22 protein-coding genes and 1 pseudogene are annotated in these 25589 nt (G+C 52.3%); 18 read left to right on the top strand and 5 right to left on the bottom strand.

The features are described 5' to 3' along the window. Window positions 1-104: 104 nt before the first annotated feature. Complete coding sequence (urtB, locus tag E1757_RS10135; protein WP_133227346.1) at window positions 105-1010, bottom strand: urea ABC transporter permease subunit UrtB; 906 nt, start codon at window positions 1008-1010, stop codon at window positions 105-107. A gap of 155 nt (window positions 1011-1165) precedes the next feature. Continuing rightward, entirely contained in the window at window positions 1166-2437 is a 1272-nt protein-coding gene (gene urtA, locus E1757_RS10140; protein WP_425464831.1) for an urea ABC transporter substrate-binding protein, read from the bottom strand. A gap of 464 nt (window positions 2438-2901) precedes the next feature. Here urtA and E1757_RS10145 point away from each other — a divergent pair, with 464 nt between their 5' ends. The 8 genes and pseudogenes from E1757_RS10145 to E1757_RS10180 all read left to right on the top strand — a co-directional run bounded on the left by E1757_RS10145 (window position 2902) and on the right by E1757_RS10180 (window position 10153). After that, window positions 2902-3207: an urease subunit gamma gene (locus E1757_RS10145; RefSeq protein ID WP_133227348.1), complete on the top strand. Its 306-nt coding sequence runs from the start codon at window positions 2902-2904 to the stop codon at window positions 3205-3207. A gap of 28 nt (window positions 3208-3235) precedes the next feature. Next, window positions 3236-3589, top strand: a pseudogene (gene ureB / locus E1757_RS10150) (urease subunit beta); the annotation flags it as partial. A gap of 58 nt (window positions 3590-3647) precedes the next feature. Continuing rightward, complete coding sequence (gene ureC / locus E1757_RS10155) at window positions 3648-5378, top strand: urease subunit alpha (protein WP_133227352.1); 1731 nt, start codon at window positions 3648-3650, stop codon at window positions 5376-5378. Between the two features lie 216 nt (window positions 5379-5594). Beyond that, on the top strand, window positions 5595-6299 hold the full coding sequence (locus E1757_RS10160; RefSeq protein ID WP_246079115.1) for an urease accessory protein UreF: 705 nt from the start codon (window positions 5595-5597) through the stop codon (window positions 6297-6299). A 34-nt stretch (window positions 6300-6333) separates the two neighbouring features. Beyond that, the gene (gene ureG, locus E1757_RS10165; RefSeq protein ID WP_133227356.1) at window positions 6334-6996 is read left to right on the top strand and encodes an urease accessory protein UreG; all 663 of its coding nucleotides are present in this window, start codon (window positions 6334-6336) and stop codon (window positions 6994-6996) included. Then, window positions 6989-7894 carry an urease accessory protein UreD gene (locus tag E1757_RS10170; protein WP_133227358.1) on the top strand — a complete coding sequence of 302 codons (906 nt, stop codon included), beginning with the start codon at window positions 6989-6991 and terminating at the stop codon, window positions 7892-7894. Before ureG ends, E1757_RS10170 begins: the two co-directional genes overlap by 8 nt. Before the next feature lie 517 nt (window positions 7895-8411). Beyond that, a complete protein-coding gene (gene cyoE / locus E1757_RS10175) occupies window positions 8412-9359 on the top strand; it encodes a heme o synthase (RefSeq protein WP_425464832.1) in 948 nt (315 codons plus the stop codon). Window positions 9360-9535: 176 nt separating this feature from the next. Next, window positions 9536-10153 carry an SCO family protein gene (locus tag E1757_RS10180; protein ID WP_133227360.1) on the top strand — a complete coding sequence of 206 codons (618 nt, stop codon included), beginning with the start codon at window positions 9536-9538 and terminating at the stop codon, window positions 10151-10153. Between the two features lie 46 nt (window positions 10154-10199). Here E1757_RS10180 and E1757_RS10185 read toward each other — a convergent pair whose 3' ends face one another. Next, window positions 10200-10550, bottom strand: a complete 351-nt coding sequence (locus tag E1757_RS10185; RefSeq protein ID WP_133227362.1) for a toprim domain-containing protein — start codon at window positions 10548-10550, stop codon at window positions 10200-10202. A 647-nt stretch (window positions 10551-11197) separates the two neighbouring features. Here E1757_RS10185 and E1757_RS10190 point away from each other — a divergent pair. Both E1757_RS10190 and E1757_RS10195 read left to right on the top strand, forming a co-directional pair. Next, entirely contained in the window at window positions 11198-11551 is a 354-nt protein-coding gene (locus tag E1757_RS10190; protein ID WP_133227364.1) for a hypothetical protein, read from the top strand. A 292-nt stretch (window positions 11552-11843) separates the two neighbouring features. Next, window positions 11844-12629, top strand: a complete 786-nt coding sequence (locus tag E1757_RS10195; protein ID WP_133227366.1) for a pirin family protein — start codon at window positions 11844-11846, stop codon at window positions 12627-12629. Between the two features lie 125 nt (window positions 12630-12754). Here the strand turns inward: E1757_RS10195 and E1757_RS10200 are convergent, their stop codons facing one another. Together E1757_RS10200 and E1757_RS10205 are read right to left on the bottom strand one after the other, a co-directional pair. Next, window positions 12755-14338 (bottom strand): S-layer homology domain-containing protein, encoded by a 1584-nt coding sequence (locus tag E1757_RS10200; protein ID WP_133227368.1) that lies wholly within the window; start codon window positions 14336-14338, stop codon window positions 12755-12757. A 407-nt stretch (window positions 14339-14745) separates the two neighbouring features. Then, on the bottom strand, window positions 14746-15915 hold the full coding sequence (locus E1757_RS10205; RefSeq protein ID WP_133227546.1) for an MFS transporter: 1170 nt from the start codon (window positions 15913-15915) through the stop codon (window positions 14746-14748). Window positions 15916-16078: 163 nt separating this feature from the next. On the opposite strand from E1757_RS10205, the gene E1757_RS35730 reads away from it, so the two are divergent. The 8 genes from E1757_RS35730 to E1757_RS10240 all read left to right on the top strand — a co-directional run bounded on the left by E1757_RS35730 (window position 16079) and on the right by E1757_RS10240 (window position 25381). After that, window positions 16079-16234: a hypothetical protein gene (locus E1757_RS35730; protein ID WP_165972054.1), complete on the top strand. Its 156-nt coding sequence runs from the start codon at window positions 16079-16081 to the stop codon at window positions 16232-16234. A gap of 70 nt (window positions 16235-16304) precedes the next feature. Beyond that, window positions 16305-16727, top strand: a complete 423-nt coding sequence (locus E1757_RS10210; RefSeq protein WP_133227370.1) for a hypothetical protein — start codon at window positions 16305-16307, stop codon at window positions 16725-16727. Between the two features lie 15 nt (window positions 16728-16742). Continuing rightward, a complete protein-coding gene (locus E1757_RS10215) occupies window positions 16743-17903 on the top strand; it encodes a transglutaminase domain-containing protein (RefSeq protein WP_133227372.1) in 1161 nt (386 codons plus the stop codon). Window positions 17904-18132: 229 nt separating this feature from the next. Further along, on the top strand, window positions 18133-20181 hold the full coding sequence (locus tag E1757_RS10220) for a peptidoglycan D,D-transpeptidase FtsI family protein (RefSeq protein WP_133227548.1): 2049 nt from the start codon (window positions 18133-18135) through the stop codon (window positions 20179-20181). A gap of 228 nt (window positions 20182-20409) precedes the next feature. After that, window positions 20410-22287, top strand: coding sequence for an asparagine synthase (glutamine-hydrolyzing) (gene asnB, locus E1757_RS10225; protein WP_133227374.1), 1878 nt, complete (start codon window positions 20410-20412; stop codon window positions 22285-22287). 28 nt (window positions 22288-22315) lie between these two features. Beyond that, window positions 22316-23053: a Cof-type HAD-IIB family hydrolase gene (locus E1757_RS10230; RefSeq protein ID WP_133227376.1), complete on the top strand. Its 738-nt coding sequence runs from the start codon at window positions 22316-22318 to the stop codon at window positions 23051-23053. A 54-nt stretch (window positions 23054-23107) separates the two neighbouring features. After that, window positions 23108-23593, top strand: a complete 486-nt coding sequence (locus tag E1757_RS10235; protein WP_133227378.1) for a DUF456 domain-containing protein — start codon at window positions 23108-23110, stop codon at window positions 23591-23593. 78 nt (window positions 23594-23671) lie between these two features. Further along, window positions 23672-25381 (top strand): putative polysaccharide biosynthesis protein, encoded by a 1710-nt coding sequence (locus E1757_RS10240; RefSeq protein ID WP_133227380.1) that lies wholly within the window; start codon window positions 23672-23674, stop codon window positions 25379-25381. Window positions 25382-25589: the final 208 nt, after the last annotated feature.

A 25589-nucleotide genomic window follows, 5' to 3' on the forward strand; every position in this document is an offset into this window, starting at 1 on the left:
GCATAAGCTGAGCTTTACTGAGCAAAGCTGGCATCGAAAGCATAAGCTGAGCTTTGCGGAGCAAAGCTGGCATCGAATGCATAGGCTGAGCTTTGCGTCCCCGGTCAATCTAATGCCCGCGACTTCATAGTCGCGAAGCCGGACGGCTTCCACTGCAGGAACGCAATGATCAGGGTAAAGACGATAACCTTGCCGAGCGTTGCGCTTGTTGAATATTCGAGCGCGGTGTTCAGTACGCCGATGCCGAGCGCGCCCGCGACGGTACCGACAATTTTGCCGATGCCGCCAAGCACGACGACCATGAACGCATCGACGATGTAGTAGGTGCCGATCGACGGTCCGATCGGACCGAGCAGCGTCAGCGCGCAGCCGGCGATTCCGGCCATACCGGAGCCGAAGGCGAACGCCTGCGCATCGACGCGGCGCGTAGATATGCCAAGGCACGAGGCCATGCTGCGATTTTGCATAACCGCCTGCATGTTTCGTCCGCCACGGCTGCGATACTGGTACAAGTAAATGATTGTAATGCATACGATTACCAGCCCGATAATGAACAGCCGTTTATAAGGCAGCATCAGATCGTCGCCAAGCGCGAGACCTCCTTCGAGCCATTCCGGCGCTTTGACGGCAACGTTGGGCGCGCCGAATATTTGACGAGCCAACTGCTGCAGCACGAGACTGACGCCCCAGGTCGCCAGCAGGCTGTCAAGCGGCCTGCCATATAGAAACCGGATCAGCGTAACCTCAAGCAGCCAGCCGATCGCAAAGGCGACCGCGAAGGCGACACCGAGCGACAGGATGAAATACCAGCCGAAGGCGGAAGCGGGCAGCAGCTTTTGAAACAGCAGCTGAATCGTATAAGCCATATAGGCGCCGATCATAATAAACTCCCCATGCGCCATATTGATCACGTTCATCAAGCCGAACGTAATGGCGAGACCCAGAGCGATCAGCAGCAGGATGGAGCTGAGCGAAATACCGTTAAACAGTTGAAGCAGCAGCAAACCCATGGGCAACAACCTCCTTGATTAAAAATACGATCATAATGTTAAGCGTCGCGAACCTGACCGGAAAAGCATGTCGCGCGGCAACGGAATAAAAATGCAGGACTGCCCGCATAGGAGCAGCCCCGTTTGTTCATTTATTTGCCGCAGCTAAGCAACGATTATTTCTTTGTCACCTCGGCGCCCCATGGGTACGTCTTGAGGAACGGATCCGGCTTCACCGGCTTGCCTGAATTCCATACTTCTTTAAATTGGCCGTCGGCCTGCACTTGGCCGATCCGGACTGTTTTGTATACGTGCTGATTTTCGCCGTCGATCGTTACTTTGCCGCCAGGGGCGTTGAATTCGATGCCTTTGGCCGCCGCCTTTACTTTTTCGACATCGAAGGAGCCCGCTTTTTTTACAGCCTCGGCCCACAGATAGACGCCGAAGTAACCGGCCTCGATCGGATCGTCAGTAACGCGGTCTTTACCGTATTTAGCCTTATAAGCTTCTACGAATTTTTTATTTTCAGGCGTGTCGGTCGTTTGATAGTAATTCCACGCTGCGTAGTGGCCTTCCAGTACGGAGGCGCCGATCCCCCGGATTTCTTCCTCGGCGATACTGACCGATAGCGTGGTCAAATCTTTGGCGGTGATGCCCGCATCCTTCAACTGCTTGAAGAAAGCAACGTTGCTGTCGCCGTTCAATGTGTTGAATACAACGTCGGGCTTCTCCTTTTTAATTTTGCTGATGATTGTGTTGTAATCGGTATGTCCGAGCGGTGTATATTCTTCGGCGATCAATGTGCCGCCTTCCGCTTTCAGCTGTTCTTTGATGATTTTATTGGCCGTTCTTGGGAAAACATAATCAGAGCCGAGCAGGAAAAATTTCTTTCCTTTGTTTTGAAGCAACCAGCTGACCGCCGGTACGATTTGTTGGTTGGTTGTTGCGCCCGTATAGAAAATGTACGGGGATGACTCGAGGCCTTCATACTGCACAGGATAGAAAAAGAGTCCTTTGTTTTGCTCGACAACGGGCAGCACCGCTTTACGGCTTGCGGAAGTCCATCCGCCGAATATAACCGCCGTCTTATCTTTTTGCAGCAGCTTCTTCGTTTTTTCGGCGAAGGTCGGCCAATCGGATGCGCCGTCCTCGATAATCGGCTTCAGCTGCTTGCCGAGCACGCCGCCTGCTTTGTTGATCTCCTCGATAGCCATCATTTCGGCATCTTTTACCGAAACCTCGCTGATGGACATCGTGCCGGTCAATGAGTGCAGAATGCCTACAGGCACCGCATCGTCTTTGCCCGCTTCGGGCTTGGCATCCGTTTTGGTTTCCGCCGCCGGCTTTGCAGCGGGAGCGGATTGTGTAGCGCAGCCCGCCAAAAGCATCGTAAGCGTCAAGCTGGCCGCCATAAAAGCTTTGATCCCTTTTCTTTTACCCAACAACATGTTCAACCACTCCTTTAAAATAGATGGTGTGCCGCATGGAACGCTCCTGCATTGTTTTTGCAGATTATGTATTTGTAAGCGCATGGGCCACGGGGGACTGCCAAACGTAAGAACATGTCTGGGTGCTCTCGTCGGAAAAACATTTCGCGACAATGATGAGGGAAGGATTTCTTACATCTGTTATCATAATTTTACGTTATACAAATGTCAATATACATTACACAAAAATATTTCTAAATTACAAAAATGGGCATTTGTGTAAATAATAATTATCATTCGCATTAAATCATATTAACAATATGTGAAAAAACAGAAAATATGATATACAAAACTCACTTAAAGCTAACGCAGTCAATTTACAATATGCAAGAAAGCGAATATAATAAACATTATGGAAGGCCAATATTCGTGTTATATGTTAGATAATATTACATTAAACAATTGGCTGAGGAGGTACACATTCTGTGCATTTAACCGAACGAGAAAAGGAAAAGCTGCTCGTTACCGTAGCCGCGGATTTGGCACGAAGACGTCTGCAGCGGGGTGTAAAGCTGAATTATCCCGAAAGCGTCGCCCTGATTACTTCCGAGATTATGGAAGGCGCGCGGGACGGGTTGACGGTTGCCCAATTGATGCAGTTCGGCACCACCATATTAAAAGCGGAGCAGGTGATGGAAGGGGTGCCCGAAATGATTCACGAGGTTCAAGTCGAAGCGACCTTTCCCGACGGGACAAAGCTCGTTACCGTTCATCATCCGATCACCCATTAATCACTTTCATGTAAAGGAGCTTACTATAATGATTCCGGGAGAATATCGAACCCAAGCAGGCGAAATCGAACTGAACCAAGGTAAAAAAAAGGTACGCATCGTTGTGGTCAACAGCGGCGACCGCCCGATTCAGGTAGGCTCGCATTTTCATTTTTTTGAAGTGAACCGCGCGCTGGCTTTTACCCGGGAGGACGCCTTCGGGATGCGGCTTGATATTCCGTCCGGGACAGCCGTCCGGTTCGAGCCGGGAGAAGCAAAGCCCGTGCAATTGGTGGAGTTGGGCGGGGCAAAGCTGTCTTATGGCTTGAACGGTCTGTCCCAAGGAGCGGCGCGGCACGGCGAGCTGCCGGACGAGGCGAAACGCCGCTTGGAGGCGTGGAAGCCTTCGACTGCAATGCAGGCTTCGCCTCAGCATAACGATAAGGAGGGCATTTCAGCGGATGGTCAAAATGGATCGTAAAGCTTATGCCCAAACCTACGGGCCTACCGTCGGCGACGCGGTGCGGCTTGCCGATACCGGGCTGTGGGCGGAAATCGAACATGATTACACCGTGTACGGGGAGGAATGCAAGTTCGGCGGAGGCAAAGTAATCCGCGACGGAATGGGGCAGTCGAGCCGACATACCCGGCAGCAGGGCGTTCTCGATACGCTGATCACAAACGCGGTGATTATCGATCATTGGGGGATCGTTAAGGCCGATATCGGCATTCGGGACGGTGTCATCGTAGGTATCGGCAAAGCCGGCAACCCCGATTTGATGGACGGCGTCCAGCCGAACATGATCGTCGGGGCCGGAACGGAGGTCATTGCGGGCGAAGGGCGGATCGTCACGGCCGGCGGCATCGATACGCATATCCATTATATATGCCCGCAGCAGATCGAGACGGCGCTGTCCTCCGGCGTCACGACCATGATCGGCGGCGGCACAGGGCCGGCCGCCGGCACGAGCGCTACGACCTGCACGCCGGGCGCGTGGCATATGTACCGAATGCTGGAGGCGGCGGAAGCTTTCCCGATGAACCTCGGGTTCACAGGCAAGGGCAACGCTTCGTTTCCGGAGCCATTGATCGAGCAGGTGGAGGCAGGTGCCATCGGTCTCAAGCTGCATGAGGACTGGGGGACGACTCCGGCTGCGATCGACTGCTGTCTGAGCGTTGCCGATCGGTACGATGTGCAGGTAGCCATTCATACCGATACGCTGAATGAATCCGGATTCGTCGAGGATACGATCGCCGCTATCGGCGGTCGAACGATTCATACGTATCATACGGAAGGTGCGGGAGGCGGGCATGCGCCGGATATTATCAAAATCGCAGCAGAGCTGAATGTGCTGCCGTCCTCCACGAATCCGACCCGTCCATATACAGTCAATACAATAGAGGAACATCTCGATATGCTGATGGTATGCCATCATCTCGACAGCCGAATTCCGGAGGACGTTGCCTTTGCGGATTCGCGGATTCGGCCCGAAACGATCGCAGCTGAAGATATTTTGCACGACATGGGCGTGTTCAGCATGCTCAGCTCGGATTCGCAGGCGATGGGCCGGGTGGGAGAAGTTATTATCCGGACATGGCAAACCGCCGATAAAATGAAGCAGCAGCGCGGTTATTTGCCGTCCCCGGATGAGGAGAGCGAAGCCTCGTCGAATGCCGATAATTTTCGCATCAAACGCTATATTGCCAAGTATACGGTCAATCCCGCGATCACGCACGGCATCTCCCATCTGGTCGGCTCCGTCGAGGTAGGCAAGCTGGCCGACCTGGTGGTGTGGAGCCCTATGTTTTTCGGCATTAAACCGGAGATGGTGCTAAAGGGCGGAATGATCGCTTTCGCGCAAATGGGGGACCCGAATGCTTCCATACCGACGCCGCAGCCAGTCTTCGGGCGGCCGATGTTCGGGGCGTTCGGCAAGGCGCTGAACCATTGCATTACTTTCGTTTCCCAGGCCGCCTACGATGCCGGCGTACACCGGGAGCTGGGGCTGGCGAAGCGGATCGAGCCGGTGAAGAACTGCCGGAACGTGACGAAGAAGGATATGATCCACAACGGCGAAACCCCGCGGATCGACGTGAACCCGGAAACGTACGAGGTCAAGGTTGACGGAACCGCGATTACATGCGAGCCGGCTAAGGAACTGCCGATGGCGCAGCGTTATTTTCTTTTTTAGATTTCAGGATTGCGTTCATCCCCTAAGGATGGCGCAGCCGTTTATCCGATTACGACTTAATCGGGTTAAGACCCCCACCTCTAAGGTGGGCCTTGAATCAGGTGGGGTAGAGTCCCCATCTGATTCCCCGATGTTCGGCGAAGCTGAACGAGTTCACTCCGGACAATTCACTATATTAATAGTAGAAACACGATAATGGGGAGGGGAATACGGGCGATGCTTCAGCAACCTTCAGCGGCTTTATGGCTCTCCTATGTGCAGCTGCTCGACTCCGCGCTGCCAATCGGCGGCTTCTCCCACTCCTTCGGACTGGAAACGCTGGTTCAGGAAGGGATCATCCGGCGGCCTGCCCAGTTGAAGCAATATATCGAAACGATGCTGTCGCAAAGCTGGGCTCCGATCGATGCCCTTGCGGTGAAGGCAGTGTACGTCTACTCGCCCGACGAGCAGTGGGATTCGCTGTGGCGGGCAGATCAAATGCAGCATGTTCAGCGGGCGGCAGCCGAAACGAGAGAAGGGGTCGTAAAGATGGGCAGGCGGCTGTACCAGCTGGCCCGTTCGATCTACCCGCAGCTGATGTGGGAGCCGCTGCAGACGGCGCTGCAGGAACGCCGCTGCCGCGGTACGCATCCGCTGATCCACGGCTGGGTCAGCCGCCAGCTGCAGGTGCCGCTCGATATGGCGGCCGAAGGCTATTTGTATGCATGTACGATGACATGCATCAACAGCGGTCTGCGGCTCATGTCCATCGGCCAGACCGAAGGCCAGCGCCTGCTGGCGGAGCTGACGCCTGCAATCGCGCAGGCATGGCGGGAAGCGCGGCATCTGGATCCGCTCGAGGACGGCTTTGGCTGCACCCCGCAGGCGGACATTGCGATGATGCGCCATGAGGCGCTTTACTCAAGGCTTTTTATGTCATAACCTTTAAAACCATAACGAATAGGAGGACATGTCTATGTGTCAGGGAGGAACGCATCACCATCATGAATGGGAAACACCGGAGCAGCATCAATTGAACCGGCCTATGCGGATCGGTATCGGAGGACCGGTAGGCTCTGGCAAAACAGCGCTTGTGGAGAGGCTCGCGCGCAAGCTGAACGACAAGTACAGCATTGCGGTAATCACAAACGATATTTATACGAAAGAAGATGCCAACATCCTGATTCGTTCCGAAGCGCTGCCGGCGGAGCGTATTATCGGCGTAGAAACGGGCGGCTGCCCGCATACCGCAATCCGCGAGGACGCATCGATGAATTTTGAGGCGATAGAGGAGCTGGAAAATCGGTTTTCGCATCTGGACATCATTTTTATCGAAAGCGGCGGCGACAATCTGGCTGCAGCTTTCAGCCCTGAGCTGGTGGACCGGTTTATTTATATTATCGACGTGGCCCAGGGCGAAAAAATTCCCCGCAAAGGCGGCCCGGGCATTATCCGCTCCGACATGCTGGTCATTAACAAGATCGACCTTGCGCCTCATGTAGGCGCCAGCCTGAAAGTGATGGAGGAGGATACGCTGAAAATGCGCGGCGAACGCCCGTTTATTTTCTCCAATTTGTTCGATGGTCAAGGGCTCGACGATATCGTCCAGTGGGTGGAGCGGGAATACGATCATGCCTAATGTAACCGGCTGCGTCACGGCCTCCTTCACGGCGGCCGGGGAGCAGACCCGGCTAAGCGGCAGATATCATGCTTACCCGCTCAAAATCGCCAAAGCTTTTCCGTTCCCCGAAGGACAGCTGGGCGTTTATGTGATGGACGCGTCGCCAGGCGTTATGGCCGGTGACCGGTATGTGCTGGACTGGACGTTTGGCGAGCAGACGGACGTCTATATCACTAATCAGTCCTACACGAAGGTTCACCCTGCCCGCGATAGCGATGCCGGTGCCGCAGCGCGGCCAAGCAGTCAGGAGCAGCGGCTTACGCTCGGGCGCGACAGCTATGTGGAATATATGCCGGAGCCGCTGATGCTGTATAAGGACGCTGTGTTTTACAGCGCTACCGACATTCGGATGGATGCCGGCTCGGTATTGATTTATGCCGATGCGGTCTGTCCCGGGCGGACGTACCGGGGAGAGCTTTTTCAGTATGGGCTGTATCAGAATCGGCTTACCGTTACTTACGACGGTGAATTGATTTATTGCGCCAAGCAGCGGATTCAGCCTGCAGCCCAAGGCTTGCGGCTGAATGCCATCGGCGGCTGGGCGGAGCATACGCATGCCGGCTCTCTTTGCGTTTTCAGCGACCGGGTCGATGCGGCGTTTATCGAGGCGTTAAAAGATTTTCTGGAAGAACGAAACAAGGAGCATGATTCGCCGCTTCGGAATAATATGACGGCGGGCCAAGCTTCACGGCCCGGGGCACCGCTTTACTTCGGCATTAGCCGAACTTATAAATACGGGCTCGTGCTTTCGGTTATCGGCAGCAAAATGTATGAAATTCAGGAGCTAATGACCGCGGCGTGGCAGTTTACAAGGCAGCGGCTGTTTGCGAAGCCTGTTCTGAATGTCCGCAAATAGCAGAATCAAAACCATTCGAATGCAGCAGTTGAATAGGGAATGCAGCCATAGGCCTTCGTCCGCAGCACCAGGCGGCAGACGGGGCCTATGGCTGTTTGACGTGCGCATACCCATGCCTCCCTGTGCGCAAAGTAAAATCTGGGAAGCCAAACCCTACATCCATCCCTCCCAACGCTCAAACGTATATCCTGCACCAGGGACGCCGCAAGGCGCTTTTCAAATCCGCCGGTTCGGCCTGGATCGGATCGCTTTTAAAATGGAAACAAGCTTATTTGGCTATAATGAGGAAGCGGACTTGGCGACACTTGAGTCCGGAAAGAAGATCGACGAGACGCCGCCATATATAAATCGACAATATTTTGAACTCGCATCCCGGTTTGTTGTCAAATAGGTGCAGGGTTGTTATTATAGAGAAGATATAAGAGGACACGGCATGTTCTGTTCATTATAACCAGACGAAACGACGTCGGTTTCGATGTTGACTTTTCGATGAAAAGTTTTAGGAGGTACTTTAATCGTGGACGATCAAATGAGGCTTAACCTCAACAATACGGCAGATTCTACAGACGCAGCGGTGTCCGAATCGGTTGACCAGGGTCCCGTCACTTGGAGGGATTTTGTCCAGTTGGCCAAACCGGGCATTATTTTTTCCAATTCGATTACCGCATTCGGCGGGTTTTGGGTTGCATCGGGCTGGCATATTAATTGGCTGCAAATGATTTATACGATGATCGGTACGGCGCTTGTTATGGCTTCCGGCTGCGTGCTCAACAATTATTTGGACCGCGATATGGACATCAAGATGGCGCGGACCCAAAATCGGGCGCTCCCCAGCGGCAAAATCTCTCCGCAGGTCGTGATGATGTACGGCATTATTCTCGGCGTTATCGGTGTATTGGGGCTCGGGCTGCTTGTTAATCCGATGTCGGCACTGCTAGGGCTTATCGGACTGTTCGTTTATGTATGGATATACACGGCTTGGTTTAAACGGACATCGGTATGGAGCACTGTGGTCGGCAGCATCTCCGGTGCAATGCCCCCGGTAATCGGTTATTGCGCGGTCCGTAACGATATTGACGCAGGCGCGATTATTTTGTTCGGCATTTTGTTCTTGTGGCAGCCGCCACATTTTTGGGCGCTCGGCATTCGCCGGATGGAGGAATACCGCGCTGCTGGCTTCCCGCTGCTGCCTGTCGTTAGAGGGACGTTTATAACGAAGATCAGCATGATCCGCTACATCGTTCTGCTTGTTCCCTTGTCGCTGCTGCTTTATGTATATGGCTACGTGAATGTGTTTTATTTTTACGCGGCGGTTGTTATGGGGCTTTATTGGGCTTTTCTGTGTATTAAAGGCTTCAAGGCTCAGGACGAAGAATTGTGGGCCAAAAAAATGTTTATTTACTCCATCAATTATTTGACAGTTATGTTTATTATTATGGTTATAACAACCGTTGCGGTTTCGTAATCCTTTAAATTGAAGTACGGCGTTCATCCCATGGCAGCATGGGATATTTTTTTGGAAATCCGGTGAAGAAGCGGAGAGCCGGATCGTTCCGGCGGGACATCTGTGCAAGGAGAAATGATTCGCTCGCGCAGCGGGCATGGATTCACCGGACTTATAGATAAAGGATGGGGAGCTGTATGAATTCAAAAGCGCAAAGCAACGCATTTAAAATTATCGTTTCGGTAGTTCTGTTGGCAATGATCGGGGTTTTCGGCTATATGCTGCTCAAGGGAAACGACACCAAGATGGGCGTCATCAAGAAAGCACCCGATTTTAAGCTGGAAAATATGGACGGCAGACAGATCGGCTCCGCTGATTTGGAAGGCAAGGCCAAGCTTGTTTATTTCTTCTATTCGACTTGTCCCGACGTTTGCTCGCCGACTACGTATACGATTTCGAAAATTCAGGATTCGCTTGTAAAAAAAGGCGGCTTTGGCGATAAAACGGCAATCGTTTCGATTTCATTCGATCCTGCCAATGATACAAAGGAGCAGCTTAAGGAGTTTTCCGGCCGGTTTCATGCCGACCCGAAAGGCTGGTATTTCCTTCGGGGCGAAGAAGCATCGATCATCGATCTGGCCCAAAAGTTCGGCGTCACCGTCATTAAAGACAAGCAAGGAGGTACGTTTACGCATAACAATGTCATTTTGCTGGTGGATAAAAAGGGCGATCTGCGAACGTACTATGTTGGCAGCGATCCGGATTTGGATGTGGAAAAAATCGCTCAAGATATGATTAAGCTTACGAAAGAATAATGATAAGGCAACGACTCTGACGTTGTTCAACCGATGATCATAATATTTAAAAAGCCGGGTCCTGCTGAGGGTATACGATAAACTCTTCCAGGCCGGCTTTTTCCAGCTGCTGGATTAAATATTCGTCCGGCGTTCCTTCTACTCCTGCGTAACCTCTCCTCGTATAAATTTGATCCGAATCGGGAAACGTATCCCGTAAAATGCCGCGAATTTTTTTTCCGGACGCATCGTTATCGGTAAATAAGTAAATGTCGTTTTGACCCGCTTTCTTTTTTAAAGCTTCCAGCCTTTCGTTATTTAACGTGCCGTAGGTGCATAAAATCGTAATTTCGTCGTTCAAAAGGCGGCGCAGCCTGCTTTTGTCGTTTTTTCCTTCTACAATAATTGTAATCGGCATCAGTAAAGCACCCCTCATTTGTATCCGTTGCTTCTTTTTTGTAGTATAACCAGTTTTGCTCTTTGTTCCAAGCGTTTATCAAGTCCTATTCTGATGTTATAAGTAAAACGCCTTGCGGCGTCCTTGGTGTAGGATATACGTTTGAGCGTGGGGAGGGATGGATGTGGGGTTACAGCCGTTGTTGAAGTCGTGTTCCTTCGATTAGACTGGAGAGGGGGAACACGACTTCAAAGACGGCCCGTAAACTTTCCACCCCACATCCATACCCTCTTACTGTTCTACTCTTGTGTCTCCTGCTACCTCTTTTTTAACTAGCCGGTCTTCGATCCGGTATTTTCATAACCATGCACACCTTTGTCGTATCCCGGGTACATGGCTCCGCCGCAAGCTTCACATGCGAATTGCGGAGGCACTTCCGGGTCTCCATCATCCATCCTATCGAAGTCCCGGATCACACTAAGCGGTATTTGTTTCCCATGCTACTTCACAAAATTTTCCCAATGGTTATAATCATCAAAAAATATTTGTCGTAAAATAATGGTCTTCATAACTCTACTTACCAAAAAACTTAAAAAGGGGAACACCTTGGTTCCCGGATTTTATACTTTCTTTTATGTTAAAATAACCTCTATCGAGGTCTATCCAAGATGAGCGACCGCGATTTAAATGTAGGTTTTCTTGAAGTTAAAACAAGCGCGGAAATGGATCGTAAAAGCAAAGAAACGCTTGAAACGAAGAAATTGGCGGGAAAAAGTGAAGGCGGGGACAGGAATAGACCCCCTAGTCTGCCGGAAGTGCGAGTGATAGAATGGATGATGGAGATCCGGAAGTACCGCCGCAGTTTACCTGTGAGGTTAGTGGGGGAAATGTACCCTGAGTATTACAAGGGTGTGCATGGATATGAATACCGGATCGAAGACCGTGCAGTAAAGAAAGAGGTAGAAGTAAAGCAGAAGGTAGAAATGGGTATGGGGTGGAAAAGCGATAGCGGTCGCCTTTGAAATCGTGTCAATACCGCTACATACATTCAATGGGACACGATTTCAACAGCGATTGGAACCCCATACCCATTTCCCTCCCAGCGCACCAACGTATTGTTAGAACCAAGGACCGTCAGGGCGAACTTCCCTGACGGTTTTTCTTAAATGATAGAAAGCTTCAGCGCCGCTGAAAACTTATAAAAAAGATGTTCACAGCTGCTTGACGAAAATGAAACAATAAATTAAACTATGTTTATAAACTAATTAAAAGTAAGTTAATAATCAATTATCGTATGAAAGCGAGGGATGCAGAATGACAATCACCATATATACACCGGACCAACAAGCTATAGGGGAATTTGACGGGGGGAAAATTACGGAGCAAAAACCGATCGGTTTCCCTGGCGAAGGCTCTGCCGTAAAGGGGATCGGGCCGTTATTTTATTGGGCATGGGCGCATGCGAAGCAGGAAGGCTATATCCCGATGCATCCGCATCAGGCGTTTGAAATTATCACGTATATGATTCACGGTCAAGCGGAGCATGCCGACACGTTAGGCACACGAAGTATAGTCGGGCCCGGAGGCGCTCAGGTGATGCAGACCGGATCCGGGGTATCGCATAGCGAACGTTTCGTCGGTCCGGATTCGGAAGGGTTTCAAATTTGGTTTGAGCCGTATATGCGGGAAGCTTTGCAGCGTCAACCTGCTTATAACCAATACGATCATGAAGCTTTTCAATCCGCTCAATCGCCGGGGATTACAGTGAAAACCGTTATTGGCAGCGGCTCTCCGGTCAAACTGGTTGCCGATGTGAAGATGTGGGATGTGGAGCTGGCACAGGGGAGCGCCTACAGCCACGAGCTTAAAGGCGGGAGCTCTCTGGCGGCGCTGGCGATCCGCGGCCGCGGCGGCTGGTCGCTGGCATCGGATACGAATCGATCGACTGTCGAGTTTAATCCCAAAGACTTCACCGTCATTGCGGCAGAGGCGGGGAAAGGGGAGTCTGTACGGCTGGCGGCCGGCGAGGAAGGCTTGCGCATCATTCTGATCGAGGTTCCGACAGAGGTGGACTATCCTTTATATAAAAAGAACCGTTAAGATTGATGCCGGTGCAATGATAATCTCCAGGCTGTCTATTCCGAAAAGGGGTTCTGGCATAACAGCAAAAACCGGATTGACCCGCGGGTCAATCCGGTTTTTTTGGAGAGTGTACTTAAAAAGAATTAGTTAATGAAATTAGCCGCTGTCAACAAACGCTTCAGCATAGTTGCCGATTGAGCGCGGGTTGCTTGCGTATTCGGAGAAATTGTCGTATCGGTAACTCCGTCAACAATTCCTGCTTGAACCGCTACAGCCAGTTCGTTTTGAGCCCATACGATTTTGCCGGCGTCAGTAAACTTGGCCAACAAGCTCGATTGCTGGGATGCGTCAACCTCAGGTTTAGCGCCAGCATAGCTCAATGCGCGAACAACCATAGCTGCAAGCTCTTCACGGTTGATCGGTTGGTTCGGACGGAATGTGTTGTCTTCGTAGCCGTCAATGATTTTGGCATTAACAGCGGCTCCGACTACACTGGAGAACCAGTCGCTGGAAGAAACGTCTTTGAACGAGCTGCTTCCAACGGATTGATCCAATCCTAATGCGCGAACGACCAGCGCGGCAAATTCAGCACGCGTGATATTGCGCTCAGGCTCGAACGAAGTATCGGTTACGCCATCGATAACGAGCTTGTTGGCAAGCAGATCGATGTAGCTTTGAGCCCAGTGGCCCTTGCTGTCAGCGAAGCTTTTGTTCAGCTCGATAGCTGTATAAATGCTGTTGCTGTTGCGTTTGATCTCGGCAACGCCCGTTCCGTCTTCCGTGGAGAACAGGGAAGGCACGAAGCTAAGCTTTTTCGTAGTCGGATCATACACGACAGCTGTAGATTGCGAAGAATTCGCTTCTTTCGTCAAAGGAATCGTACGGCTGATGTAATTGCTGCCCAGATCGATTGCTTGCGATGTACCGTCAGGTGCCTGACCTGCAAGCGTGAAATCAACGGCATTGCCGATTACAGTCGCGCTCAAGGAAGAAGCGGCCGTATTGATGTCGCTAACGTCAGCTTCACTTGCTGCCGCGATGCCGACTTTAATAATCAAGTCATCGACAGTTGTGGAAAGCTTGGTAGCAATGTCTTCCAACGCTAATACATGAAGAGGAAGTGTATAAGTCCCTTTGTCGTTGGAAATTTTCAATTTCTTGTTTTTGTCGCTTACGTAGTCCACCAATGCTTTGGCAGGTATCAATGCGACGTCGCCGCTCAGCTTAAGCTCGACGAGGTCGTATTGGTCGAGAGCATTTTTCAAAGCGTAGGCGTCAATTGTTCCATCGGACGATACGGTAATTGAAGATCCGTTGGCGATGCCGCCGCCACCGCCGCCGCCACCACCACCGCCGCTGTTGCCGCTGGATGTCGAGTCATAGACACGACCGTAAACGGAGCTTGAAACTTCCTTAAGATCCAGGTAAGTTTGACGAAGCACGTCTGGCGAGCCGCTGAACGAATAATTGTAGTAAACGCCATCGTATACGTTGTAAGTTGCGCTGGTCGTTGTAGTGCCTACTAGATTGCCGCTTGGGTCGTAAAAGTTTATTTGCGCGCCTTCAGTAAAAGGAGTGTCGCTGTAAACCGTACCGGAAACGGAATTGTTCTTGTAAGTTAAATTGCTGAATCCTGTTGCTGCGAATGCAAGCACAGGCATTAACACCGAAATGATGAGCATCATGACGGTCACCTGAGCTGTCTTTTTAACTACCGCTGACTTCATGCGGGGCTCACTCCTCCTATCATTGCCTTGTTTAATTTTTTGTAAATCCGCCTTTTTCAAATGCATCTCACCTCCTTTTTCATATATAAAAATAAACACTAAAAAATTCGAACGCATTTCTCGGAATCAGTCCGTCCTGTCCCCCTATGTAGGATTGAAAATAGTGGGAATTATGGCGATTTCGTGAAAAATGGCCCGACATAATGTGTAATTACCCCGTAAATCCGATGGTGAAACAAGCAGTCGAAAAAAAATAACCGCCCGGAGTGAACTCGTTCAGCTTTGCAGAACATCGGGGAATCAGATGGGGACTCTACCCCACCTGATTCAAGGCCCACCTTAGAGGTGGGGGTCTTAACCCGATAAAGTCGTAATCGGATGAAGATTATTTGCAAACGGTGCATTGATTAAATACGGACAGGCTTAAAAGAGCGAAGCGGAAGCATCGTTAATGCTGTCATTAGGCATACAAAAGCGATAAAATAAGGAGAAGTATGGCTTCTCAAATGCCCGGCAACAATGGGTCCTATAAAGGCGCCGACGGAAAAAGAGATCGACAGAAACGAAAAAATGCGTCCGTACCGGTTCGCGCTCGTCAAGCTGGCCAGCAAGGAAGCAATGGCGGGATAAATCACGCCTTTGGTCATGCCGATCATGAACAGCGAAACATACATCGGCAGCGGCCAATGAACCGACAAGCCGAAGAAGATAAGAGCTAAGGCCAAGCTTCCGATGGACGTGCGAAGCAGAGGGGATACGCGGTTTAGAAAAACCATACTTAATGTGACGAGAGCGCCGAGGCTGACCAGTGAAAAAAGGATGCCCGAAGTTAAAATCGAGCCGTTCGTTTCCTTCATCAAAGGAAGCTCGAAGAATAAGATGCCCTGGGAGCAGGAAATGGCGAGCGGCACGCCGAAGAACAACCATGGAATCGGACTGCTTTCGCTGGAAGCCGGCGCACCGGCGGCATCGCCTTGAATCGCTTGTGCGTTATGCGGCGGCGGAAACAGTTCGGCGGCGGTTTGCGTATACTGCCGTTCTTTAACGCCGAAGATGGCAAGTACGCCGGTGATAATGAGAATCCATCCGAGCAGATGAAACGATTGCGCGAATCCGAGCTTCGCGACTAGGAATGCGCCTGCAGCCGGGCTAAGCACCGAGGCCATCGTATGCACGAAGCCGTTGCCCGCCATCAGCTTGCTCTGCTGGACGCTATCTTTGGCGATTTTGGCCAGCAGGGACAAACATGCCGGAGAGAGGAAGGCAAGAACGAAACCGCTGATCGATCTGACGATGAGCAGGTCCCAGGGATCGGTAACCCGGGATTGTACGAGCAGCACAATTCCTGCTACAATCAGGCTGAACACGATAAACCGTTTGCTGCCGTACTTATCGACACCATAGCCTGCAATCAGGTTGCCGGGCAAATGCGTAATCGAATAGACGCCCAGGATGAGTCCGATAAAGGATGGCGCCGCACCCAGCGAGATGGCGAACGGTGAAAGTATCGGATATTGCGCGTGCAGATCGAAAAAGGCTACGAACATAAACAAATAAAGCCATATAGCGGTTTTCAACATCATCACCTCAAGTATGATCATTAACTACTGCTTATCCGTCTATCATTACTTTTACGTGACAAGCCTTGGGGTTAGTACCATTATTTTCGCGGCAGCCCGACGGAAGGTCATCGCAACGGACTGCACAAGCTATTATGTTCAGAAAGGCGGATGCCGGCAGGTGGATCCATTTATATTGATTTCGGTCATTATCGTTCTTCTTGCTTTGTTCAGACTGCGTTCGACATACCGCCGCGCGCGGAAAGCCGATCGTTCGGATGAAATTCAGGAGAAGCTGGCCGCGCTGAGAAAAAAACGGAATGAAGACAACAAATAAGAAGGGGTTTTAGTTTCAAGCAAATTTGTTGCTCATTAATATTGAAAAGGTGTAGAGGGAGAGATGAAATTTGGATTTCGTAATGTCTTTTTTGCAGGAACGCTGGTTTATTATCGTGGCGGCGATCGTTGTGCTGTTTCTCGTCGTACGGATTGTAAAAACGGTCGTCAAATGGGTTATTGTATTGGCGGTACTGGCCGGATTGTATTTCTACGGCGCGAGCTATAAGGACCAGCTGCTTGATCTGGGCTCGGTTGTCTCGGCCAATGTAAAAAATCAGGCCGTCTCTGCGTTCTCTAATGAAATGAAGGATGCGCAGTACAAGCAAAATTCGGATGGCACATTCACCGTCACGACGAAAAGCCTGAAGCTGGATGGCAATCCCGGCTCGAATGAAGTCAAGGTGACATTCATGAACCAGTCTTTTACGATGAAGCTGGACGATGCGCTGAACGCGCTCATCGAGCAGGCGAAGAAAAACGCGAAGCTGTAAGGGGAGTTGAGTCCAATGAGCGAAGCATGGCAGGAGATTAGCGCGGCAAACGGGATTACATTGCTGCTGGCAGCCATTGTGCTCCTATCCGTTATCATGGGGTTAGTCCGCGGCGCTTCGACCTCGGCCAAACAGTTCCTGCTCATGGCTTCGGAAGGCGCTGCCGTTATTCTCGGGCTTGTCATCGGCTGGAAGCTGGCGAATTGGCTGTCGCCGCATGTGCAGATGTGGCTGACATCGCTGCAAATTGCCATTCCTTCGCGTGAGCTCGGTTTTTTCGAGCAGATGTATTATACAGGCGTGACCGCGGTTCGCGATTTTCCGCTGCTCCGCATCGGGATTATTTTCATACTCGGCTATATCATTTCGAAGCAAGTGCTGCTTCGGATTTTCGATTCGATCCTGGTCGGGTGGACGGTTCGAACCGTAGAGCCGGATCGGCATCATGAGCGCAGCCGCCGGCCTGCCTTGATCAGCAGCCTGGCCGGGGGCGTTATCGGTTGTGTGATCGGAGCCGGCCGCGCTCTGCTCGTGATCGCGGCGTTATTTATCGTCGCTTCACTGTTTCCCCAGTCGCCTGCTGCTGCATACATTCAAGCGTCGGACTTGTACCGGAAGGGCGCGAACGAAATTATCAAGCCGGTAACCGGCGACTTTCTGGCCGACAAGCTGCCGGTGTTTACGAGAGCGGTCGAACAGGAGTTCGCGAATATATTGCAGCGCAAATACGAGGTGCTTGACGCCAATGTTCCGGCGGATATCGCCCAGGCGGCAAAGGAAGTGACGGCCAAAGGCAGGACGGACGAGGATAAGGCGAGACTGCTTTACAGCTGGGTAGGCACCCGGGTGAAATACGATTGGGATAAAGTGAATTTGTATGAGCAGAAACGAATTTGGAAGGAGCAGACGCCGGAAGAAACATTTGCGACCAAAAGCGGCGTCTGCATCGATTATTCCCGGCTGTATGCCGTGATGGCCCGTTCGGTCGGGCTTGACGTGAAGGTTGTGACCGGCCTGGGCTATGACGGGAGAGGCGGTTACGGTCCGCATGCATGGAACGAGGTTTATATCGCCGATATGCAGAAGTGGGTCCCGTTGGACGCTACTTGGGTCGCAAGCGGAGGCAATTGGTTCGATCCGCCGAATTTCGATCAAACGCATATCCGGGAGGCTTAATCCGTAAAGCGGCGTGTCCGCCATGCGGGTAAGCCTTCTTTTTTCTTCACTCCCGCGGATTTTCCACTTTACGGCGAATTATGTTAAACTGTTGGAGGCAGCCTTTGCGAATGCTGTCGGCAAGCGGTTTTTCGGAGATGCTATGCTGCATCCGCGACCGAAACGCGCCACCCGAGCCCGCTGTTCAAGCATTTTGGTAAGGAAAAAGGAGTGTCAGCAGGCAATGAAAATAAGAAAGTCGATGTCCGTAGAAGATCCTCAGCAGCAGGAAGCGACGAAGCGCCGTCATTTTACGGTTCGTGTGAATTTGTTGTTTTTTTGTATATTTTTTCTGTTTTCGGTGCTTATTGTGCGTCTGGCGATACTGCAGTTTGTCGAAGGCAAGCAGCTTAAGGAGGAGGAAGCCAAGACGGCAGTGCGCCCTTCGCCAATTGCGCCGATCCGGGGCAATATTTACGATGCCAACGGTTATCCGCTTGCTTTCACCTCTTCGGCGCAATCCCTCTATTTCCGAATGGAATCCGATCAAAAGAAGGACGATATCGTGGCGCTGGCCCGCAAGCTGGAGCAAATTTTCAGCGAATACGGCACCCCTACCAACAGTCCGCTGACGGCCGCCGGAATTATTAAAGAGATGGATGTCGGTTACGATCTGGATAAAAACACGACATCGCCGCCCAGCTATTCCTTCGTACCGCGCCGCATTAAATCGGGCTTGTCGCCACAGGAAATCGCCTTTATTCTGGAGCATCGCGACGAGCTGAAATGGCTGGAAATTATGGAGGAGAGCATCCGTACCTATGATCCGGGCACGATTGCCGTACAGCTGATCGGTTACATGAGGCCTTTTTCCAGAGCGAGAGAACCGAAAAACGGACTGGAATTTTATAAAAACAAAGACAATACGCAGGGTTACCTGGATACCGAGGATGTCGGTTATGACGGGATTGAGCTGATGTATCAGGAAGAACTGCGCGGTCAAAACGGGATGAAAACATACCCGGTCAACGCCTCCGACAAAATCATCGGCAAAGTTCAGGTCGAAGCGCCGAAGAAGGGGAACAACTTGTTCCTGACGATCAATAAGGATGTGCAGCAGGTTACGGAGCAGGCGATTCTCGATCAGTTGGACTATGCCAAATCGCCGGCGGCCCGCAATTCCCGTTACGGCTATGCGCCGAATGCAAGGGCAGGCTACGCCGTAGCGATGGAAGTGGATAGCGGACGGGTCGTCGCGATGGCCAGCATGCCCGACTACGATCCCGGCGTATGGAGCAGCGGTTTTTCGAATAATGAAGAGTTTCAGCGGATTCAGCCTTTTATAAACAATGGAACGATTACGACTGCATATCCCAATTATCCGCCGGAAGAGATGAAAAACCATCCCTCCTCGATCGTATATGTCGGTTCGATCATCAAACCGTTGTCCGTGCTGATCGGACTGAACGAAGGCTTGTTCGGCGTCAATACGATCTACAACGATACGGGAGTATTCACCTACGGGAAAGATAACAACGCAAGACTGACGAACTCCGATCGTGCGGCTTACGGACCGATCAATGCGGCTGATGCCATCTGGCATTCGTCCAACACCTATATGTCCGCGATGATCGGCAATCCGCTTTATTTGCGCGACGGTGCGAAGGCTCCCGATCTGTGGGAATCGTATATGAACAAATTCGGTATGGGCGTTGTGACCGGCAGCGGTCTGCCGAGAGAGAACCCGGGCATCAGCGAATTTAAAGTCAATACGAAGGAAACGCTGCAGTCGCGGATGGTCTATGCATCATGGGGCCAGAATGAAAAATATACGACACTGCAAATGGCGCAATATGCGACCACGCTCGCGACCCGGGGCAAAAAACTGAGGCCGCTGCTCGTCGATAAAATCGAAACGTACGAAGGCAAGCCGGTCAGAAAGATCGAACCGGAAATTATGGAGGAGACGAATTTCCCCAAACCGTACTGGGATGCCGTCATCAAAGGGATGGAGAAGGTCGGTGTGCAGGGCTTCGACGACTTCCCATACAGCTTTGCCCGCAAGACAGGGACATCGACCCAATCGGTCGGCGGTAAAATGATCGATAACGCCGTCTTTATCGCTTTCGCTCCGGTGAATAACCCGAAGCTGGCCGTTGCGGTCGTCGTGCCGGAGGGCGGCTTCGGGGCCTGGAATGCGGCGCCGATCGCAAGAAAAATTTTTGACGCGTATGATCAATATTACGGCTTGGACGGCGTGCCGAAGGGCGGTAAAGGCACAGCGTCTACACAGCAATAATCATTGCGGAAACTCCCTTCGGGGAGTTTCTTTGTATGTAAAGTACAAGTATCATTATTTGCTTCGCACAACCTTGACAAATCGAGCCCCTTCCCTACGGCGGTTGGATGTAACTGGTAATTACGAGCTTATTTTCTGATCTTGCAGCGAATATGGTATACTAATATATTGATTCATATATTGGGTCTATATTTTGGCTGTTTGGACGCTTGAGGAGGAAATGTAAACATGTGCGGGATCACCGGAGCGATGTATTTTGAAGATAGGGAACCGTCCCAGACGATGCTCAAGGCCATGACGGACTGCATTGTGCACCGCGGGCCGAACGATGTTGGATTTTGGGGTGAAAACCGCATAGGATTAGGCTTTCGCAGGCTGTCCATCATCGATTTGAAAGAGGGTCACCAACCGCTTTCCAACGAGGACGATTCGGTATGGATCGTATTCAATGGAGAAATTTATAATTATAAATATTTGCGGCACGAGCTTCAGGAAAAAGGACATCAATTCAAAACGCACAGCGATACCGAGGTCATCGTACATTTGTACGAGGAATACGGCGAGGAATGCGTGCACCGGCTGCGCGGGATGTTCGGCTTTGTCATCTGGGACCGCAGAAAAAAACGGCTGTTCGGCGCGCGCGATCATTTCGGAATCAAGCCGTTCTACTACTACAAGGACAGCAAACGATTTTTGTTCGGCTCCGAGATTAAAAGCCTGCTAGCTGCAAACGGCATGGACCGGAACATACATACGGAGAGCCTGCTTAATTATTTGACATTTCAATACGTGCCCGAGCCGGATACGATGTTCAGAGGCATCCGCAAGCTGCCGCCGGGTCACTGCATTTCGATCGGCTATGACGGGGATATGAGCATCCGCCGTTACTGGGATCCGATGTTCGAACCGGAGGAGCGCCCGTTTGCCGACTACGTGGAGCAAATCCGCGAAGGCTTGAAGGATTCGGTCATTCACCATATGCAGAGCGATGTGGACCGCGGCTGCTTCCTGTCCAGCGGCATCGACTCGACGGCGATCGCGGCGCATATGAGGTCGATCGAGCCGATCCGGACGTTCTCTGTCGGCTTCGAAGGGCCGAACAACGAAACGGAGATCGCGCGTCAAACCGCGAAGGCGCTGGATACGGAGCATTATGCGAAAATCATTACGCAGCAGGACTTTTTTAACGCGCTGCCGAAAGCCGTATGGCATCAGGACGAGCCGGTGGCCGATCCTTCGGCTATTGCGCTGTATCACGTCGCGCAGCTGGCGCGCGAGCATGTCACGGTGACGCTTTCCGGCGAAGGCGCCGACGAGCTGTTCGGCGGCTACCGCATTTACCGCGAGCCGCTGTCGCTTGCCCCGATCGAGCGGCTGCCGCTGCCGTTAAAGCGGCTGCTGCATGCGGTGGCGCGCCTCCTGCCGGGCGGAATGTACGGCCGAAATTATGTACTGCGCGGCACGACGCCGCTCGAGCAGCGGTTTATCGGCAATGCGAAAATATTCACCGAGGACATGAAGGCCGAGGTTGTGCGGATCGATAAGGAAATGCTGCGCAGCTACCGCAATCCGCTGCAAATCGCACAGCAGTTTTACGAGAAGACGCGCCATCAGGATCCGGTGACGCGCATGCAGTATATCGACATGAATCTGTGGATGCCGGGCGATATACTGATGAAAGCGGACAAGATGACGATGGCGCATTCCCTGGAGCTGCGCGTCCCGTTCCTGGATGTGGAGTTGTACGAGGTCGCGCGAAAAATTCCGGCACGCTACCGGATAGCCGAAGGCACGACCAAGTACATTTTCCGCAAAGCGATGGAAGGCATCATTCCCGACTTTATCCTGGGCCGACCGAAGCTCGGCTTTCCCGTGCCGCTCCGCGATTGGTTAAAGGGCAATCAGGGCGGCGTCATGATGGAGCAGATCGCCTCAAGCGGCGTCGAGGATTATATTAATATGGATACGGTGCGCAGAATGGTTCAGCTGCACCAGAACGGGCAGGGCGACTACGCGCGCAGGCTGTGGACGATTTATATGTTCGCCTTATGGCATGCGACTTATTTGGAAGAGCTGCCGAGACCGACGTTTGCCGAAGCATTGTAACTCTTACGTAAAGGGGACTGGATCGTACGTGGGCAATTATAAACTGATCGCTCTGGATATGGATGGAACGCTGTTAACGGAGGACAAGCTCATTTCAGCGGATAACAAAGCGGCGATCAAGGCGGCCCATGCGGCCGGCGTTACCGTCATGTTCGCGACAGGCCGGGGCATACAAAATGTAGCGGCCTATGTAGAGGAGCTGCAGTTGTCGGCACCGATCGTGACCGTGAACGGCAGCGAGGTGTGGGCGGCGCCCGGCATTTTGCACAGCCGTACGCTGATGGATACGGCGCTGATCCGTGAAATGCACGCCATCGCGCTGGAATATGACACATGGTATTGGGCCTATGCGGTGCAGGAAATATTCAACCGGGACAAATGGACCGATGAAGTCGATTCGAAGCAGTGGCTGAAATTCGGCTACTATTACGAGGATGCCGATAAGCTGGAGGCGATCCGCAGCAGGCTGGCTTCCTGGGATGCTTTGGAATTGACCAATTCGCATCCGTTCAATATTGAGATCAATCCGAAAGGCATTAACAAAGCGAGCGGAATCAGGCAAGTATGCGGATTGCTCGGCATCGACATGTCGCAGGTCATTGCGATGGGCGACAGCTTGAACGACGAGTCCATGATTCGCGCAGCGGGTCTCGGCGTAGCGATGGGCAATGCGCAGGATGAGGTCAAACGGCTGGCCGATGTCGTTACGGAGACGAATGAGGAGCACGGCGTAGCTCGTATCATCGAGCGATATGTACTCTCTTGATGCCGCCGCGCCGTGTCCGGCTGTACAGTCCTTTAAGTTCGAGGAGGAAAATCGATGGTTATTGCAGCATGGATCCTGGTGATCGTACTGTTTATCGTCGGAATGGCGGGTGCGGTCTATCCGGTGCTTCCCGGAGCCATCGCCATTTACGCGGCTTATTTCGCGTACGGATGGATGGTCGGATTCAATTCCTTCGGGCTATGGTTTTGGCTGACCCAGACGACACTGCTCGCCATTCTGCTTATTGCGGATTATGCGGTGAGTGCGCTGGGGGTCAAAAAATTCGGGGGTACGAAAGCGTCTGTCATCGGCAGTACGGTCGGTCTGCTGCTGGGGCCGTTCGTGATCCCGGTAGCGGGCTTGCTGATCGGACCTTTCCTTGGCGCCGTCATCGGCGAGCTGATCGTCGGAACCGAGTGGAAGCAGTCGCTGCGGGCCGGGTTGGGCGCGCTTGTCGGCTTTTTCTCAAGCGTCGTCGTAAAGGTGCTGCTGCAGGGACTGATGATATTGTTATTCTTCATCTGGATATTTTGGAACTGATTATTGCTCAGCCGTGCCGCAGCGTTGGCGAACGCTATCGGTACGGCCGCTGCATGCAAGCGGGGAGAAGGGAACGTTGTGGCTAAAGATTCGTTAATAAAAGGTACGTTTATTTTGACGATGGCGGCTCTGGTTGCACGCGCGCTAGGTGTCGTGCAGCGGGTTCCGCTCGTTTTTTTATTGGGCGATCTGGGGATGGCGGCTTACGGAATCGCATTCAATCTGTATTCGATGCTGCTGGTCGTAGCGACAGCCGGCATTCCAAGCGCGCTCAGCAAAATGATTTCGGAGCGGACGGCGCTCGGTCTCCACGCCGAGGCGAACCGGATTTACCGCGCCGCGCTGCTGTTTGCGGCAGCCGCCGGCCTATTGATGACGCTGTTCCTGTACGGGTTCGCGCCGTTCTATGCCGACAGCATCATCAATCCGCAGGCCGCGCTGCCGATCCGCGCATTGGCGCCGGCGCTGCTGCTGTTTCCGCTGATCGCGATTATGCGCGGCTACTTCCAGGGTCGCCGCATGATGATGCCCAATGGCTTGTCGCAGATCATTGAGCAAATTTTCCGCGTCGTCACCTCGGTAGCGCTCGCGTATGTGCTGCTGGACTACAGCATGGACTGGGCTGTAGCCGGAGCATCCTTCGGCGGCGTGATCGGCAGTGTGGCCGCCGCCGCCGTCATGCTCTACTTCGCGCTGAAGCTGCGCCGCAGCGACCGCGCGGAAGGGCTGCTGTCTGCCGCCGCTGGCACAGGCGGCACGGAGCGGGCGTGCGTCAGCGGCGCCCGCGAAGGCGTTCGAACGAGCGCCCTGCCGTTTAAGACGATATATGCGCAGCTGTTCAAGGTTTCGATCCCGATCGTTATTTTCTCTTTAACGGTGACGTTAATTTACACGATCGATTCGTCGATCGTCACTATTTTGCTGAAAGATCAGGTGGGCGAGGAGCAGGCGAAAGAAATATTGGGCATCCTGCTCGGCCGGGCGCAGTCGCTCGCCGGCATTCCGATTATTTTGGCTGTCGCGCTGAGCCAATCAATCGTACCGATCATCTCGTCCGCTTATTCGACCAAAGATACCAAGCAGCTTACGGAGCAAACCGGCAAAGTGCTGCAGCTGTCGATATTGACGGGGCTGCCTATGGTGCTGCTTATTTGTTTGGCGGCCGGTCCGATCAACGCGTTTATTTTCGGTAACGATAAAGGCTCGGCGATTGTCGACGCTTACGCGGCGCCGGTTATTATTTTCTTGACGGTCAGCGCGATTTTTCAGATTGTGATGCAGACGTCCGGAGCGGTGCTGATGGGTATGGGGAAAATGCGCCCGCTCATGCTGAGCGTGGCCGTCGGAATCGCCGCCAAGCTGATCGCAAGCTATGCGCTGGCGCGATATTTCGGCATATACGGCATTATCGCCGCCACATGTCTATGCTTCGTCGTCATGACTATAATTAATATTCGGGTGCTGCGCAAGGAAGTGACGTTCCGCGTTCTGGGCGGCCGCAGATGGGTCGGCATTGCCGTAACGACCATTGTTATTATAGCCATAGGTTTCGTGTTGGAACGGTTGACACATGCTTACGTTCTACCTTTCGGCCATCCCCGCGGCGACGCATTTGTGCAGGCCGTTATCGTTTGCGCGGTTACGGGTGGATTGTACCCGCTGCTGCTGCTTTTGACCCGTACCGTTACATGGTCCGATGTGCAGCAAATGCCGGGGCCCATCCGGAAAATCGCCGCGAAACTGGCCCCGCGGTCAGTTCGCGCCAATAAGGAAAGCGGCGGAAGCTAAGAAACCGCAAAGCCCGTACAAGCTGCAGATGTGCAAGCTTGTACGGGCTTCTTTTGAATGAAAGAAGCTGATCTTGGCGGAACTTAAACTTCCGCTGCCAATGAAGGACGATTCTCATCATCACCACAAAGTTGCTGGAATATAAAAACCTGCGAAAATGCAAGTTTTTTTCATCAAAACCGCCAATTGGGGAATAATTGCTGCAAAT

The sequence above is a fragment of the Paenibacillus piri genome (assembly GCF_004354045.1).
GTDB classification, from domain to species: domain Bacteria; phylum Bacillota; class Bacilli; order Paenibacillales; family NBRC-103111; genus Paenibacillus_S; species Paenibacillus_S piri.